This is a genomic window from Bacillota bacterium, assembly GCA_040757205.1.
GTDB lineage: Bacteria > Bacillota > Desulfotomaculia > Desulfotomaculales > Desulforudaceae > Desulforudis.
On sequence record JBFLXL010000001.1, the window covers coordinates 166,785 to 181,382 of the forward strand.

The window sequence follows — 14,598 nt, forward strand, 5'->3', positions numbered from 1 at the left end:
ACTGAGGGGGAGGTGTAGCGTTTCGTGCCGATCTATGACTTCAGGTGTCGTAATTGCGGGCATCAGTTTACCGTGCTGATCCAGTTGTCGGAGAAAGACGGGGTCGGTTGCCCGCGTTGCCGGAGCAAGAATGTCGGGCAGATCGTTTCCCCCTTCAGCTTGTTTGGCCGGAAACCATCCCGGGACAAATGCGGTTCCGGCGGTATTATGGGCGGCGGGTGAAGAATCTGATGAATTGGGGAACAGGTTGTTCTCCAAAACAATGTTGAAGGGAAGGTTCGGGAATGATAGTGGAAATCAATGAGAAAACGTTCGAGACCGAGGTGACCAGAAGCGAACAGCCCGTGGTGGTGGATTTTTGGGCCGAGTGGTGCGGACCTTGCCGCAGCATGGCCCCGGTGATTCAGCAGGTGGCGGCGGAGTTTGTGGGCCAGGTCAAGGTCGGCAAGGTGAACGTCGACCAGAATCAGGCTTTGACCGCGCGGTTTGGAATCAAGGGAATTCCCACCTTGCTGTTCTTCAGGGACGGCCAGGTGGTCGACCAAGAGGTCGGCTTCACCCCTCGCGGCGTCGTGGTGGAGAAGATCAACGCCCTGTTGAAGAAATAGAAGCCGGAACAGGCGCCCGAACCCCATTGAAGCCGAAATGCGCTAAAAATGCGCTGGAGATCCTTGTGAGGCGTTTGCCTTTGTGTTATACTTGATCCGGTGTTTTTGTTTTCCCCCCGCACTGTGTTTTCGAAGGAGTGGGTTCCGTCCCACTCCTTCGCGTTAGTAAAAACTTCGGTCGCCGGAGGTGCAAGTAACGTGGCGGCAAATGACATTGCCGGGCGGGTTGAGGAAATGGCCCGTCCGGTAGCCGAAAGCAAAGGACTGGAACTGGTCGAGGTCCAATACGCCGGCGAGGGTGGCCGGCGGTATCTGAGGGTTTTTCTGGACAAACCCGGCGGGATCAGTTTGGACGATTGTGAGGCCGTATCAAGGGAATTGGACCGGGTCCTGGACGATGCCGATTTCATTCCCCATTCTTACGTGCTGGAGGTTTCTTCGCCCGGCCTCGAGCGCCCGTTGAAACGGCGCGAGGATTTCGCACGGTTCAATGGGCGCCTGGTACTGATCCACACCTATGCGCCCCTGAACGGACGGAAAAAGTTCTCCGGCCGGTTGATGGACAGCGGGGAAAACGGCGTTACAGTCCTTATCGGCGAGCACGAAACGGCGACCATTCCGTGGAATCAGATTGCCAGAGCCAGGTTGGCGGTAGAATTTTAGGGTTGGAATCTAGGAGGTTACTAACAAATGAATAGCGAGTTTCTGACGGCTTTGCGCGATCTGGAAAAAGAGCGCAGCATCAGTGTGGAAGTGCTCCTTGAGGCGATCGAGGCCGCGCTTTTGTCCGCCTACCGCCGCAATTTTGGGACTTCACACAACGCTCGGGTGCAGATCGACCGCTACACCGGAGACTGCAAGGTGTATACCAGGCGGACCGTCGTTCAGGAGGCGCAAGACCCCCAGGATCAGATTTCTCTTGAGGAGGCCAGGGTTATTGACCCGGGCTACCAGCTGAATGACACGATCGAATCCGAAATCACGCCCCGCAATTTTGGACGTATTGCCGCCCAAACGGCAAAGCAAGTGGTAGTGCAGCGCATCCGGGAAGCGGAGCGAAACTTGGTGTTCGAGGAATTCGCCGGTCGCGAGGGCGACATCGTCACCGGTGTGGTACAGCGCCTCGAGCAACGCAACGTGTACATCGAACTGGGGAAAGCCGAAGCTGTGCTCTCCCCGGCGGAACAGATACCGAGAGAGAACTACCGGCCTGGTCAGCGCCTGAAGACGTATATTGTGGAAGTTAAAAAGACCACCAAGGGGCCGTTGATCCTGGTTTCCCGGACTCATCCCGGCCTTCTGAAACGGCTGTTTGAGATTGAGGTTCCGGAGTTGCACCAGGGTCTGGTGGAACTGAAGGCGGTGGCGCGGGAGGCCGGAATCCGGTCCAAGATCGCCGTCTATTCCAATGATGAGAGTATCGATCCCGTTGGGGCTTGTGTCGGCCCGAAGGGTGCCCGGGTACAGGCGATCGTCCAGGAGTTGAACGGTGAGAAAATTGACGTGGTGAAATGGAGCCCCGACTCCTCGAAGTTCGTGTCCAGTTCGTTGAGCCCGGCCAAGGTGATCGCGGTGGAGGTGTGGGAGGAGGAAAAAATCGCCCGGGTGATCGTGCCTGACTACCAATTGTCGCTGGCCATTGGGAAGGAAGGGCAAAACGCCCGGCTGGCCGCCAAGCTGACCGGCTGGAAAATCGACATCAAAAGCGAAGCGCAGATGGCTGAGATTTACCGTGAATACTTGGAGCAACAGGGCTACGAACAGGTATGATTTTGGCTGACGCGGGTGGCCCGATTCTACGACTCCGGGAGGTCTTGGAATGCCCCCCAAAAAGGTGCCGTTACGCATGTGCCTGGGTTGCCGGGAGATGCGTCCCAAAAGGGAGCTGATCAGGGTGGTGCGCACCCCGGCGGGCACCGTTGAGATAGATCCGACCGGAAAGCGCCCGGGACGGGGCGCCTACGTGTGCGGCAAAGAGTTGTGTGTCGAGCAGGCCGTTGGGACGAGGAGGTTGGAAAAGGCCCTGAAAACAGGGGTTCCATCGGAAACCATTCAGGAGCTCCGGAGGGAGATAGAGCGACGTGCAGGCGGTGTATAAACTGTTGGGTCTCGGTCAGCGCTCCCGCAACGTGGTCTCCGGCGATGAGGGGGTGCGGGCCAAGTTGGAAAGACACCAGGCGCGGCTGGTGATTGTGGCCCGGGACGCGGCACCGGCGACGCGGCGGGATTTTGTCGCCCTATCCGCGCGCTACGCGGTCCCGTGCGTGGAGTTCGGCACCAAGGGCGAACTCGGGATTGCCGTGGGCAAGTCTCCGAGAGCAGTGCTGGCCCTCCTCGAAGACAATCTGGCCCGGCGCGTGTTGGATTTACTGGAAAGCACGGAGGACGGTTCAGTATAGGAGCCGTGATCAGTGGAGGTGATTACTTGACGAAAAAAAGGGTCCACGAAGTGGCCAAAGAGATTAACATGGGGAGCAAGGAGTTGCTCAAGGTTTTAACGGACCTGGGTGTCGCGGTCAAATCACATATGAGCACCCTGGACCCGGAGGACATTGTGCGCCTGCGGGAGCACCTGAACCCGGGCAAGAAGGGTGACAAATCCAAGGTCGGCACGGCCGCACCGGAGGAGCGGGCCGGGCCGGCCGGACAACCGCGTTCCCGGGGTGTCAAACTGAGCCAGTACGGCCCCGGGCTGGTGGACAAAGTGCCACAGCGCCCGCCGGACAAGCGTTTGATTGAACGGCCGTTCCGGGTGCCGACAATTCTGCCTCCCGCCTCCGGAGAAGAGGCCAAGGCACCGCCCCCCGCGCCGCCGGAAAAACCGGTTGTGGAAGCCCCGCCCCGGGAGGCGCGTCCGGCGCCGCGTCCGGCGGCACCGGCGCCTCAACCGGAACGGCACCGCCCGGCGCGGCCGCTGCCGCCGCGTCCGGCGCCGGAGCGGCGTCCGCCGCCTTCCGGGTCCGGTGCTCGTCCGTCGTACGCGGGACGGCCTCAGCCCGGCGCCCCGCGGCCTCCGCACGCGGGAGGCGGAGCGCCCCGTCCGCAGGCGCCGGCGGCTGGACGTTATCCGGGACCGCCCCGCCCGGCTCAGGGTGCCAGGCCGCCCGTTCCCGGAAGACCGCCGCAGCACCGGGGTCGTCCCGGGCAGGCCGGCGCGGGAACACCACATCCCGGTCCCGGCGCCGCAAGGCCCCTGGCCCGGGGGATTCCAAGCAAGGCGATCCCCAAGCCTCCCGCGGAACTGGAAGCGGCGAAGCCCGACAAGAGCGTGGGGCAACAGCGGTTTGCCGACAAGAAGGAGAAAGACCGCCGGACGCACTGGGACAAGAATGTGGCCGACAAAGAAAGCCGGTTCCGTGCCCGCCCAAAGGAAAGGCAGCGCGGGCCGCGTCAGGTTCCGCCGTCGGAACGGAAGCCGGTCGTGCTTACCGGCGGCCTGACGGTGAAAGATCTGGCCGAGAGAATGGGCGTCAAATCGGCGGAGATTATTAAGCAACTTATGTTTCTGGGGAGCATGGCCACGATCAATCAGGAGATCGATGTGGAGACCGCGGTGGTGGTGGCCGAAGAAATGGGCTTCCGGGTGGAGGTCAAGGAGCGTCAACTCGATCTGGAGGAACTGCTGGAACTGGAACCGGAAGAGGAAGAGCCGGAGAAGCTGCAATCCCGGCCGCCGGTGGTCACCATACTGGGTCACGTCGACCACGGCAAGACCTCGCTTCTGGACGCCATCCGGGACGCCAACGTAACGGCGACCGAAGCCGGCGGCATCACCCAGCACATCGGAGCTTACCAGGTCAAGCACCAGCAAAAGCGGATCACCTTTCTGGACACCCCGGGTCACGAAGCCTTCACGGCGATGCGGGCCCGCGGAGCCCGGATTACGGACGTGGCTATTCTGGTGGTGGCGGCCGACGACGGGGTGAAGCCCCAGACGGTGGAGGCCATAAATCACGCCAAAGCGGCCGGGGTGCCGATCATTGTGGCGATCAACAAGATCGACAAGCCGGACGCCAATCCGGAGAAAGTCAAGCAGCAGCTTACCGAATACGGCCTGGTCGCCGAGGAATGGGGCGGCGACACCATTTGCGTTCCGGTATCGGCACTGCAGAAAACCGGCCTTGAAGAACTGCTGGAGATGATCCTCCTGGTGGCCGAGGTGAATGAACTCAAAGCCAATCCGTTCAGAAGCGCCAGGGGCACGGTGATCGAGTCCCAGCTTGACAAGGGGCGTGGACCGGTGGTCACGGTGCTGGTAGAGAACGGAACGGTGGAGGTCGGCGATTCTCTGGTGGCCGGCAACGCTTTCTGCCGTGTGCGCGCCATGATTGACCACAAGGGTCGGCGGGTGAAAAAAGCGGGTCCGTCCGCGCCGGTGGAAGTCCTGGGCTTTTCCGAGGTGCCGCAGGCCGGGGAGCGTTTTTATGAGGTGCCCGAGGAGAAGGTCGCGCGGCAGATCGCCATGAAGCGTCAGGAGCGGAAGCGGCAGCAGGAACATAAGGTCTCGGGACGGATTTCCCTGGAGGACGTATTCAGGCGTATTCAGGAAGGAACCGTAAAGGAACTGCCGCTGATCGTCAAGGCGGACGTGCAGGGCTCGGCGGAGGCCATGGTCGGGTCCCTGCAACGATTGAGCACCGAAGAAGTCAAGGTCCAATTGATTCACCAGGGCGTCGGCGCCGTCACCGAAAGCGACGTGAACCTGGCCGCGCTGGCAGGCGCGATCATTATCGGTTTCAACGTGCGGCCCGATGTAAACGCCCGGAAGGCGGCCGAGAAAGAACAGGTGGACATCCGCCTGTACCAGGTGATCTACGAGGCACTGGACGATGTGAAGGCCGCTTTGAGCGGGCTCCTTGAGCCGACCTACCGGGAAGTGATTCTGGGGCACGCGGAGGTGCGCCAGATCTTTAAAGTCTCCCGGGTGGGGACGATCGCCGGCTGCTACGTTCTGGAAGGCAAAATCACGCGGGACGCGGGCGTTCGGGTGATCCGCGACGGCAAGGTCGTGCACGACGGACGGCTTTCTTCCCTGAAACGGTTCAAAGACGATGTGCGCGAGGTGGTGCAGGGCTACGAATGCGGTCTGACCCTGGAGAAGTTCAACGACGTCCAGGAAGGTGACCAACTGGAGTTCCACACGACGGAAGAGATCCAGCGTGAGCTGTAGCCTTGTCGCTGCGCGGGAGGTGAACTGATGGCTTTCAGGCCGGAACGGCTGGCTGAGGAGATCAAGAAAGAAATTTCAGACTTGTTGCGTGAGATGAAGGATCCGCGCCTCGGTTTCGTGACCGTCACCGTGGTGGAAGTCTCTTCGGACCTGCGCTATGCCAAAGTGTTCGTGAGCGTGCTGGGGAGCAACGAAGACCGGGATGCTTCCCTGAAGGTTCTCCGCCGTGCCCAGGGGTTCATCCGGACCGAACTTGGGAAGCGGATCCGGCTCAGGTACACACCCGAAGTGAGTTTCGTTCACGACCCGTCGATTCAGGAGGGGACCCGGATCCTCCAAATGATCAAGGACATCGGAAAGGGGCAGCCTGGTCAGCAAGATGGGTAACAAAAGCCTGGCGGCCGTCGCCGCGGAACTCAAGCGGGCGGTAAGGCCGGTTCTGGCTGGTCACGTCCTGCCGGACGGCGACAGCGTCGGTTCGACCTTGGCGCTGGGGCTGATGTTGGAACAACTGGGGAAAAAGGTGCGGATGGTCAGTCAGGACCCGATTCCACCGATGTACCGCTTCTTGCCCGGTGTGGCGCAAATCCGCGTCGGCACCGTCCCGGACGCTGACTACGACTGCCTGGTGACGCTGGATTGTTCGAGTCCCGAGCGTCTCGGAACGGATATCAAGCCCCTTCTGTCCCGCCCCGGACTCCGGGTGGTCAATATCGACCACCACATATCGACCGGCCGGTATGGAGACTTAAACCATATCGACCCGGCGGCGGCGGCCGTCGGCGAAATCGTGTTCGATCTGGCCGAACCCCTCGGGGTGGAAATAAGCCCGGAGGTTTCGGTCTGCTTGTACGTGGCGATCGCCACGGACACCGGTTCTTTCCGGTACGAGAACACTACGGCGGGAACGCACCGGCGTATCGCCCGCTTGATCGAGATGGGACTGGATGCGGCGGCCGTCAACACGCGCATTTTCGACGAAAAACCTCTGGCCGCCATCAGGCTGCTGCACCGGGTACTGGGCACGCTGGCTTTGAGCGCCGGCGGGCGGATCGCCTGGCTGAAGCTGACCAGGGCCATGGAGGCGGAATCCGGAGAAGAGGCGGATGTCGAGGACCTGATCAACTACGCCCGCAGGATCAGCGGGGTGGAAGTCGGGATTTTGTTCCGGGAACTGCCCGAGGGTCAGATCAAGGTCGGTTTCCGGTCCAAGCGGGCCGTGGACGTGGCGGCGCTGGCCGCGGTCTTCGGCGGCGGCGGGCATCCCCGGGCCGCCGGCTGCCGGTTGGCCGGTGAACTGGCGGAGGCCGAGCGGCTGGTATTGGGCGCTACGGAAAAGGTGGTCGCGGAGGCGTTGGATGGAAGGAGTCCTTAATGTTCTCAAACCTCCCGGGATGACCTCCCACGACGTGGTCGCCTTCTTGAGGAAGAGACTGGGGCTCGGGAAGGTCGGCCATACCGGCACGCTGGACCCGCTGGCTGCCGGGGTGCTGGTTGTCTGCGTGGGCCGGGCGACCCGGATCGCGCAGTATATTGCGGACGACAAAGTCTACCGCGCCGAACTCGTCCTGGGGATCACCACCGGGACCGGGGATGCTCAAGGGGATGTTCAACGGGTCGAGCCCCTTCCAGACGGTCTGGACCCGAATCGCCTGGAAGAGGTGCTCGCCGGGTTTGCCGGCCCGGGGCTGCAGGTGCCCCCGATGACCTCGGCGCGCAAGATAAAGGGCCAGAAGTTGTATGAATTGGCGCGCCGCGGGGTGGAAGTGCCGCGTGAAGCGCGCCCGGTCGTGATCCACCGCCTCCGGCTGGTGCAGACCCGGTTTGAGCGCAGTGCGCACCCGCGGGTGCTCATTGACGTATCCTGCAGCAAGGGTACCTATATCCGCACCCTGTGCGCGGACATCGGGGCCCGGTTGGGGTGCGGGGCCTACATGTCTTTCCTGGTGCGGTCGGCGGTAGGTCCGTTTTCCATTGTGGCGGCACGGACGCTGGAGGAAATCCGGGAATCGCCCTCCGGAGAGTTGGTCGGGGTGGAAACCGCCCTGAGCCATCTGCCGGCGGTGCTCGTTCAGGCCGGAGCGTCACGGGCCGTTCTCTCCGGGAGAGCCGTCTATCCTCCCGGAATCGCCGCAGGCCCCGGCCCGCAAGAGGTGAACGGGTATGTGCGCCTGCGGGACGAAACCGGGCTTCTGGCCGTGGCCAAGCCGGTCGCGGCGGGAGGCGCGCGGGAGCCGGCGGCCTTTCAGCCGGTTTGGGTGCGGGGCACAGCCTAGGGAATACGGGCGGACTAGGGAGCGGAAGGGGAGCGGGGAGTTGGACTTAAGGACTAATTTCAAGAACCTGCGCTACCATTACCCTCGTTTGGTGATCGGCCTGGGTAACTTTGACGGGGTGCATCTCGGGCACCAGGAACTCATTTTGAGGCTGGTGGAAAGGGGGCGCCGGTTGGGCGGCGTACCCGGCATTTTCACTTTTCATCCCCATCCGGTGTCGGTGCTGCGCCCCGAGCACGCTCCTCCCCTGCTGCTGACCCAGGAATCCAAGGAAGAAATCATGGCCGGACTTGGGGTCCGGCTGCTCCTGCGAATTCCGTTCACCCTGGAATTCGCCCGGTTGGCGCCGGAGGAGTTCATCCGGGATGTGCTCTACAGCGAGTTGGGAGTCGTCAGTGTGTTTGTCGGCTACAACTATACGTTCGGACACCGCGGGCGGGGCACCCCGGAGACGCTGAAGGAGCGGTCGCCGGCCTACGGCTTCGAAACCAACGTGGTCGAACCGGTTGAGGTTGCCGGGGAAGTGGTGAGCAGTACCAAGATCCGCGAACTGTTATCCCGGGGGCGGGTGGAGGAGGCCCGGCGGTTTCTCGGCTTTGCTCCTTTCGTCGACGGCACGGTGGTTTCCGGAGACGGTCGCGGCCGCAAGCTGGGATTTCCGACGGCCAACCTGGAGACCAGCCCGGACATCCTGATCCCGGCCAACGGAGTCTACGCCGTCAAGGCGCAAATAGGCGGGCAAAGGCACTCCGGGGTGGCGAACATCGGTTGCCGGCCGACGTTCACCGGGGCCGAGTCCCGCCGGAACCTGGAGGTCCACCTTTTTGACGTTGCCGACAATCTGTACGGTAAGTCGATGCGGGTCTTTTTCGAACGGTATCTGCGGGGGGAACAGAAGTTCGGTTCCCCCGCGGAACTTATCCGCCAAATCGAGGCCGACGTCCGGGAGGCCCGGACTGGTGAGTGACCACGAACACCCCCTTTTGGCCTCCACAATTATGCACGTTTACATCGTGCCGGTGGTTATGCTAGAATAAGGCGGAGCGCAAAAGGTGGGGGGAAGAGTGGGGTTTCCGAAGTACGACGTGTCCGAAGACGAAATAAAGAAATGGCTTGACCAGATCGCCGTTATCTGTCTTAGTGATGATTTTCAGCGTCTTAAGGACGAACTCGAAGCTCTCTACCGGGCCTCGGGAGTCGGCGAGAGTGCCGAGGAAGCCAAAATGTGCGCTTTTTCGGATGCGCTGTATGCGTTCCTGGCGGAAAAGGAAACCTAAGGTTAAGGGAAGCAGGCATGCCGGTAGTAATTACGGAACACGCCCGGAAAAGGCTGAACCAGAGGCGCCAGGAGGACATCTCCATCAACGACATCATTGAGGCGGCATCCGGAATTCCCGGTTACATTCCTGCGGCTACGCGCTTCAGAGGTTTCATTGCCAAATCGGGACGCGTCTTTGATATCGTGGCCAAAGACCTCCCCGGCAGGCGCTTGGTGGTTACGGTGATCGGCAAGTAGGATGAACTGTCGGCTAGGCCCGGCGAGACTCCGGCGTCGGGCTTGGCCGACGGCGATTACTTAATTACAATATGGAGGTAGTTTTTACAATGACCCTGAGTGTGGACCGGAAGCAACCCATAATCGACAAGTTCAAGCTGCACGAGAACGACACCGGTTCCCCCGAAGTACAGGTGGCGATTCTTACCGAGCGGATCAATCTGCTCACCGAACACCTGAAGACGCACCGTAAAGACTTCCATTCCCGGCGGGGGCTCCTGAAGATGGTCGGACAACGCCGGGCGCTGTTGAATTACCTGCGGGATCGCGATCCGGACCGCTACCGGAAGCTCATCCAGGAACTTGGACTACGGAAGTAGGGGAACCATCCCCTGCTTCTTGCCGTTTCTGGGTGTCAACCGGCTGCAATAAATATGATTGTTAGGAGGATAAGGCAGATTCATGGCTGAGCAAGATTATATTACCAAAGCAATTGAAATCGGCGGCCGGACATTCAGCGTGGACATCGGGCGTGTGGCCGGGCAGGCTTCCGCCGCCGTTCTGGCCCGCTACGGGGAGACGGTCGTACTGGTGGCGGCCACCCGGGAGGCGCTCCGGGAAGGTCTGGACTTTTTCCCGCTGACCGTGGACTACGAAGAGCGTCACTATGCCGTGGGGCGGATTCCCGGGAGCTTCATGAAGCGTGAAGGACGCCCCGGTGAAAAAGCCATTCTTGCGGCGCGGCTGGTCGACCGGTCCATCAGGCCGCTCTTCCCGGGGAACTTCACCCAGGACGTGCACGTGGTGGCGCTGGTGATGTCGGTGGACCAGGATTGCTCGCCGGCGATCACCGCGATCCTGGGCGCGTCGGTGGCGCTGACTCTTTCGGACATCCCGTTCGCCGGCCCGGTGGGGGCGGTGATCATGGGGATGGTTGACGGGCAGTTGGTGGTCAACCCCACGCTCGAGGAGGACCAAAAGTCCGATCTGCACCTGACCGTCGCGGGAACCCGGGAAGCGATCAACATGGTGGAGGCCGGCGCAAATGAGGTTTCCGAGGAAGTAATGGTGGATGCGCTCACCAAAGCGCACGCCGAAATCAGGCGGATTGCGGAATGGGTCGCCGAGGTCCGGGCCCAGGTTGAACCCCTGGGTTGGGCCCACCCGAAGATTGAGGTGCCGGCCGGCGAACCGGAGCCGGAACTGGTCGCGGCAGTGCGGACCGTTGGATACGAAAAGATGCGGGCCGCCGTGCACCACTGCAAGGATGAACGGCTGGACAAGAAATCCGCCGACCGGCACCTGGAAGCGGCCAAGGCCGAAATCGTCAATGCCGCTCTGGCCGACTTTCCGGAGGCGGAACAACGCCTGAAAAGCCTGGTCGACAAGCTGGAGAAAGAAGCCGTGCGGGAGTTGGTGCTAAAAGACAAGGTACGGCTCGACGGCCGCGCCTTCGACGAAATCAGGGACATCAGCGTGGAGGTGGACGTCCTGCCGCGCGCCCATGGTTCCGGCCTTTTCCAGCGCGGTCAGACCCAGGTGCTTTCGGCGATTACCCTTGGTGCCGTGCGGGACGAGCAGATCCTCGACGGGCTGGACACCCAGGAAACCAGGCGGTTTATGCATCACTACAACTTCCCCCATTTCTCAACCGGGGAGGCGCGCCCCATCCGCTCGGCGGGCCGCCGGGAGATCGGCCACGGCGCCCTGGCGGGGCGGGCCCTGGAGGCGGTTCTGCCGGGAGAGGAGGCCTTCCCGTACACCATACGCATCGTGTCCGAGGTGCTTAGTTCCAACGGGTCGACGTCCATGGCCAGTGTCTGCGGCAGTTGCCTGGCCCTGATGGACGCGGGGGTGCCGATCAAGGCCCCGGTGGCGGGCATCGCGATGGGCTTGGTCAAGGAGGGCGACGAGGTTGCCGTCCTGACCGATATTCAGGGCACGGAGGACCACTTGGGGGACATGGACTTCAAGGTGGCCGGCACCGAAGGCGGGATCACCGCCCTCCAGATGGACATCAAGATCGCCGGGATCACCCCGCAAATACTCGCCCAGGCTATGGCGCAGGCGCGGGACGCGCGGCTTTACATCCTGGACCGGTACAAGGAGGTGCTCCCCGGACCCAGGCCGGAGATTTCCCCGCGGGCGCCGCGGATCATCCACACCGCCATTGATCCGGAGAAGATACGGGACATCATCGGTCCGGGCGGCAAGATCATCAGGAAGATTTCGGAGACCACCGGGGTGGACATCGACGTGGAAGACGACGGGCGGGTGTACATCACCGCTCCGGAGCCGGAGGGCGGCAAAAAGGCCCTGGACATCATCAAGACGATCACCGCCGAAGTCAAGGTGGGCGAGGTGTACCTCGGCCGCGTGGTAAAAATAATGGAATTCGGGTGCTTCGTGGAGGTTATCCCCGGGGTGCTCGGGCTGCCCGGCAAAGACGGACTGGTCCACATCTCGCAGTTGGCCCATAACCGGGTGCGCAAAGTGGAAGACGTCGTTCGGGAGGGGGACCAAATTCTGGTAAAGGCCATCGGTTTCGACAACCAGGGCCGCCTGAAACTGTCAAAGAGAGAAGCCATGGAGCCCCCTGCCGGTGGCGTCGGGGAAGGCGACCGGCCGGCCTTTGCGGGTGACGACCGGGCGGCGGACCGGCGTCCGCGTTCGCGGTTTTCCCGGAGATAAGCCAGGGGGAACCAGAATTCAGAATCCAGAATTCAGAATCCAGAATGAAGGGCAAGAAACCAGGATCAGAAGCCGGAACCTGAACCCGGAGAAGGCCGGGGTCTTGAATTCGGAATGAGGGACCAGGAGCCGGGATCGGAATGATACCTCAATCTGCCGATCCTCGAACCGGATCTTCTTTTACCGGTGTTTGCGCTACGGGCCCAAAGGGGCCTGCTTGTTTTCCGGGTCAGTATCCTTACCCCCGCGCATACTCTTGAATGGGGGTGGGGATGTTGCGTGCCAAACTGATAATCTTGACGTCAGTTCTCTGTCTGGCCGTGGGCGGGTTCTGGTGGCGATGGACGCCCGGCGTTCCGGTCGCCGGGCCGGAGCCTTTCAGGCATGGCCCGGATGACTCCAAGGTGGCGGCGCTGGCGGTAAACGTGGATTGGGGAGAGGAGTGCCTCCCCGCGATCTTGGACATTTGCCGGCAGCACGATACAAAGCTCACCTTTTTTGTCACCGGGCGGTGGGCCGGCAAATTTCCGGACCTGGTGCGCCGGATGGCGGCGGAGGGCCACGAGATCGGCAACCACGGGTTCGGGCATCCCCATCCCGACATGCTGTCGTTGGGACAGAACTTGCAGGACATCCGGAAGGCCGAGGCCGTGATCCGGGGAATCATCGCGCAGCGCACCACATTGTTCGCGCCGCCCTATGGGGAACACGGCCCGGCGGTGCTCCAGGCGGCCGAGCAGGCCGGCTACCGAACGGTCCTTTGGAGCGTGGACACCGTGGACTGGAAGTTCCGCAACGCTGATACGATCATCGGCCGGGTGGTGAACCGGGTGCACCCGGGGGCGATTGTGCTGATGCACCCGCTGGAATCCACCACGAAGGCGCTGCCGGTGATCATCACCGAATTGGAGAAGGACGGTTACCGGCTCGTAACCGTTGGCCGGTTGTTGGGCGAAGACAAAAAGGGGGACAGTCCCCCTTTTTACCCTTTTTCGGGAGCATCGGGAGACATGTCCACCGGGAAGGAGTTTCCAGCATCGGGGCGAATAAAGCAGACAATGCGTCAGTTTTGGAGGTTTAAAGATTAGATGATCAATAAGGTGATGCTCGACAACGGCGTGTGCATCCTCACCGAGGAGATCCCGCACGTCCGGTCGGCGGCGGTCGGGTTCTGGGTGGACGCCGGGTCCCGCGACGAAACGGATTCGGCGACCGGAGTTTGCCACTTCATTGAGCACATGCTGTTCAAGGGCACCGAGAAGCGCTCGGCGAAGGACATCGCCGAAGCCCTGGACCGCGTCGGCGGCCAGTTGAACGCCTTCACCACAAAGGAGTACACCTGCTACTACGCCCGGGTGCTGGACGAGCACCTCGACCTGGCGGTCGACGTGCTGACGGACATGCTCTTTCAAGCGCGATTTGCGCCGGAAGACGTGGAGCGGGAACGCAACGTCATAGTGGAAGAGATCAAGATGTACGAGGACACCCCCGACGAACTGGTCCACGACATCCTCGCCAAGGCGCTCTGGAACACGCATGCGCTCGGCCGACCGGTCATCGGCAGCGCCGCGGTGATTCAAAACCTTTCCCGGGCCGATCTGCTGGACTATTATGACCGTCACTACCGCCAAGGGCGGTATGTCATCGCGGTGGCCGGAAACGTAAAGCACGAACGAGTGGCCGAACTCTTGGCCCGCATTTTCCGTGACCTGCCCCCCGAGGGTCCGCCGCGGGCGCTGACCGCGCCGCACCCCAGCCAGAGGGTGGAATGCCGGGACAAAGACACCGAACAGGTGCACCTGTGCATCGGCTCCCAGGGCCTGCGCCTGGACGACGAGCACATCTACGTGCTGCAGGTGTTGAACACCTTGCTCGGCGGGGGGATGAGTTCGCGCCTGTTCCAGAAGGTGCGCGAGCAGCTTGGCCTGGCCTATAATGTTTATTCCTATCACAGTTCCTACCGGGACACCGGGCTTTTTGGGATTTACGCGGGACTGAGCCGGGATAACATCGGCACCGTGCTGGATATCATCCTGGATGAGGTGAACGACCTCCGCAACGGCGGGGTGACTGAGGAAGAGATGGCCAGAACCAAGGAACAGCTCAAGGGCAGTTTTCTCTTGAGCCTGGAGAGCGTCAACGCCCGGATGAGCCGCCTCGGGAAGTCGCAGCTGTATCTCGGCCGCGTGCAGACACCGGAGGAGATCGTGGCCGAACTGGCCCGGGTAAAAACCGAACAAATCGCCGCCGTGTGTGACCAGATTTTCCGGCGGGACAAACTCTCCCTGGCTTCCATCGGCCCGTGGCAGGAAGACGGCGCCTGGCCGTCGGCGCTCTCGCGGCTCGGTTGAGGGCGAC

The 14,598-nt window shown here is 62.0% G+C and carries 17 protein-coding genes; all 17 read left to right on the top strand.

The window, feature by feature from the left end:
- Positions 1-24 precede the first annotated feature (24 nt).
- Positions 25-222, top strand: a complete 198-nt coding sequence (locus AB1402_00775; GenBank protein ID MEW6540133.1) for a zinc ribbon domain-containing protein — start codon at positions 25-27, stop codon at positions 220-222.
- A 62-nt stretch (positions 223-284) separates the two neighbouring features.
- Positions 285-608, top strand: a complete 324-nt coding sequence (gene trxA, locus AB1402_00780) for a thioredoxin (GenBank protein MEW6540134.1) — start codon at positions 285-287, stop codon at positions 606-608.
- Positions 609-806: 198 nt separating this feature from the next.
- Complete coding sequence (gene rimP, locus AB1402_00785; GenBank protein ID MEW6540135.1) at positions 807-1,271, top strand: ribosome maturation factor RimP; 465 nt, start codon at positions 807-809, stop codon at positions 1,269-1,271.
- 27 nt (positions 1,272-1,298) lie between these two features.
- Positions 1,299-2,378, top strand: coding sequence for a transcription termination factor NusA (gene nusA, locus AB1402_00790; protein ID MEW6540136.1), 1,080 nt, complete (start codon positions 1,299-1,301; stop codon positions 2,376-2,378).
- 49 nt (positions 2,379-2,427) lie between these two features.
- Positions 2,428-2,706, top strand: a complete 279-nt coding sequence (locus tag AB1402_00795; GenBank protein ID MEW6540137.1) for a YlxR family protein — start codon at positions 2,428-2,430, stop codon at positions 2,704-2,706.
- On the top strand, positions 2,690-3,007 hold the full coding sequence (locus AB1402_00800; GenBank protein ID MEW6540138.1) for a L7Ae/L30e/S12e/Gadd45 family ribosomal protein: 318 nt from the start codon (positions 2,690-2,692) through the stop codon (positions 3,005-3,007). Before AB1402_00795 ends, AB1402_00800 begins: the two co-directional genes overlap by 17 nt.
- A 26-nt stretch (positions 3,008-3,033) precedes the next feature.
- Positions 3,034-5,778 (top strand): translation initiation factor IF-2, encoded by a 2,745-nt coding sequence (infB, locus tag AB1402_00805; protein ID MEW6540139.1) that lies wholly within the window; start codon positions 3,034-3,036, stop codon positions 5,776-5,778.
- Between the two features lie 27 nt (positions 5,779-5,805).
- Positions 5,806-6,165 carry a 30S ribosome-binding factor RbfA gene (gene rbfA, locus AB1402_00810; GenBank protein MEW6540140.1) on the top strand — a complete coding sequence of 120 codons (360 nt, stop codon included), beginning with the start codon at positions 5,806-5,808 and terminating at the stop codon, positions 6,163-6,165.
- Positions 6,158-7,153: a bifunctional oligoribonuclease/PAP phosphatase NrnA gene (locus tag AB1402_00815; GenBank protein MEW6540141.1), complete on the top strand. Its 996-nt coding sequence runs from the start codon at positions 6,158-6,160 to the stop codon at positions 7,151-7,153. Before rbfA ends, AB1402_00815 begins: the two co-directional genes overlap by 8 nt.
- On the top strand, positions 7,137-8,054 hold the full coding sequence (gene truB, locus AB1402_00820) for a tRNA pseudouridine(55) synthase TruB (GenBank protein ID MEW6540142.1): 918 nt from the start codon (positions 7,137-7,139) through the stop codon (positions 8,052-8,054). The genes AB1402_00815 and truB overlap by 17 nt, the downstream gene beginning before the upstream one ends.
- Positions 8,055-8,094: 40 nt before the next feature.
- Positions 8,095-9,021, top strand: a complete 927-nt coding sequence (locus AB1402_00825; protein ID MEW6540143.1) for a bifunctional riboflavin kinase/FAD synthetase — start codon at positions 8,095-8,097, stop codon at positions 9,019-9,021.
- A 97-nt stretch (positions 9,022-9,118) separates the two neighbouring features.
- The gene (locus tag AB1402_00830) at positions 9,119-9,331 is read left to right on the top strand and encodes a hypothetical protein (GenBank protein MEW6540144.1); all 213 of its coding nucleotides are present in this window, start codon (positions 9,119-9,121) and stop codon (positions 9,329-9,331) included.
- Positions 9,332-9,348: 17 nt separating this feature from the next.
- Positions 9,349-9,570, top strand: a complete 222-nt coding sequence (locus tag AB1402_00835) for a hypothetical protein (protein ID MEW6540145.1) — start codon at positions 9,349-9,351, stop codon at positions 9,568-9,570.
- Positions 9,571-9,659: 89 nt separating this feature from the next.
- Complete coding sequence (rpsO, locus tag AB1402_00840) at positions 9,660-9,929, top strand: 30S ribosomal protein S15 (protein MEW6540146.1); 270 nt, start codon at positions 9,660-9,662, stop codon at positions 9,927-9,929.
- Positions 9,930-10,011: 82 nt separating this feature from the next.
- Positions 10,012-12,240, top strand: a complete 2,229-nt coding sequence (locus AB1402_00845; protein MEW6540147.1) for a polyribonucleotide nucleotidyltransferase — start codon at positions 10,012-10,014, stop codon at positions 12,238-12,240.
- 272 nt (positions 12,241-12,512) lie between these two features.
- A complete protein-coding gene (locus AB1402_00850; protein MEW6540148.1) occupies positions 12,513-13,328 on the top strand; it encodes a polysaccharide deacetylase family protein in 816 nt (271 codons plus the stop codon).
- A complete protein-coding gene (locus tag AB1402_00855) occupies positions 13,329-14,591 on the top strand; it encodes a pitrilysin family protein (protein ID MEW6540149.1) in 1,263 nt (420 codons plus the stop codon).
- The last annotated feature ends 7 nt before the right edge of the window (positions 14,592-14,598 follow it).

What these genes read in the sequence shown, in the direction of transcription:
- AB1402_00835 (MEW6540145.1), top strand. Translation starts at nt 9,349, where the DNA reads ATGCCGGTAGTAATTACGGAACACGCCCGGAAAAGGCTGAACCAGAGG.
- AB1402_00850 (MEW6540148.1), top strand. Translation starts at nt 12,513, where the DNA reads ATGTTGCGTGCCAAACTGATAATCTTGACGTCAGTTCTCTGTCTGGCC.
- AB1402_00845 (MEW6540147.1), top strand. Translation starts at nt 10,012, where the DNA reads ATGGCTGAGCAAGATTATATTACCAAAGCAATTGAAATCGGCGGCCGG.
- AB1402_00815 (MEW6540141.1), top strand. Translation starts at nt 6,158, where the DNA reads ATGGGTAACAAAAGCCTGGCGGCCGTCGCCGCGGAACTCAAGCGGGCG.
- AB1402_00855 (MEW6540149.1), top strand. Translation starts at nt 13,329, where the DNA reads ATGATCAATAAGGTGATGCTCGACAACGGCGTGTGCATCCTCACCGAG.
- trxA (MEW6540134.1), top strand. Translation starts at nt 285, where the DNA reads ATGATAGTGGAAATCAATGAGAAAACGTTCGAGACCGAGGTGACCAGA.
- rpsO (MEW6540146.1), top strand. Translation starts at nt 9,660, where the DNA reads ATGACCCTGAGTGTGGACCGGAAGCAACCCATAATCGACAAGTTCAAG.
- nusA (MEW6540136.1), top strand. Translation starts at nt 1,299, where the DNA reads ATGAATAGCGAGTTTCTGACGGCTTTGCGCGATCTGGAAAAAGAGCGC.
- AB1402_00795 (MEW6540137.1), top strand. Translation starts at nt 2,428, where the DNA reads ATGCCCCCCAAAAAGGTGCCGTTACGCATGTGCCTGGGTTGCCGGGAG.
- truB (MEW6540142.1), top strand. Translation starts at nt 7,137, where the DNA reads ATGGAAGGAGTCCTTAATGTTCTCAAACCTCCCGGGATGACCTCCCAC.
- rbfA (MEW6540140.1), top strand. Translation starts at nt 5,806, where the DNA reads ATGGCTTTCAGGCCGGAACGGCTGGCTGAGGAGATCAAGAAAGAAATT.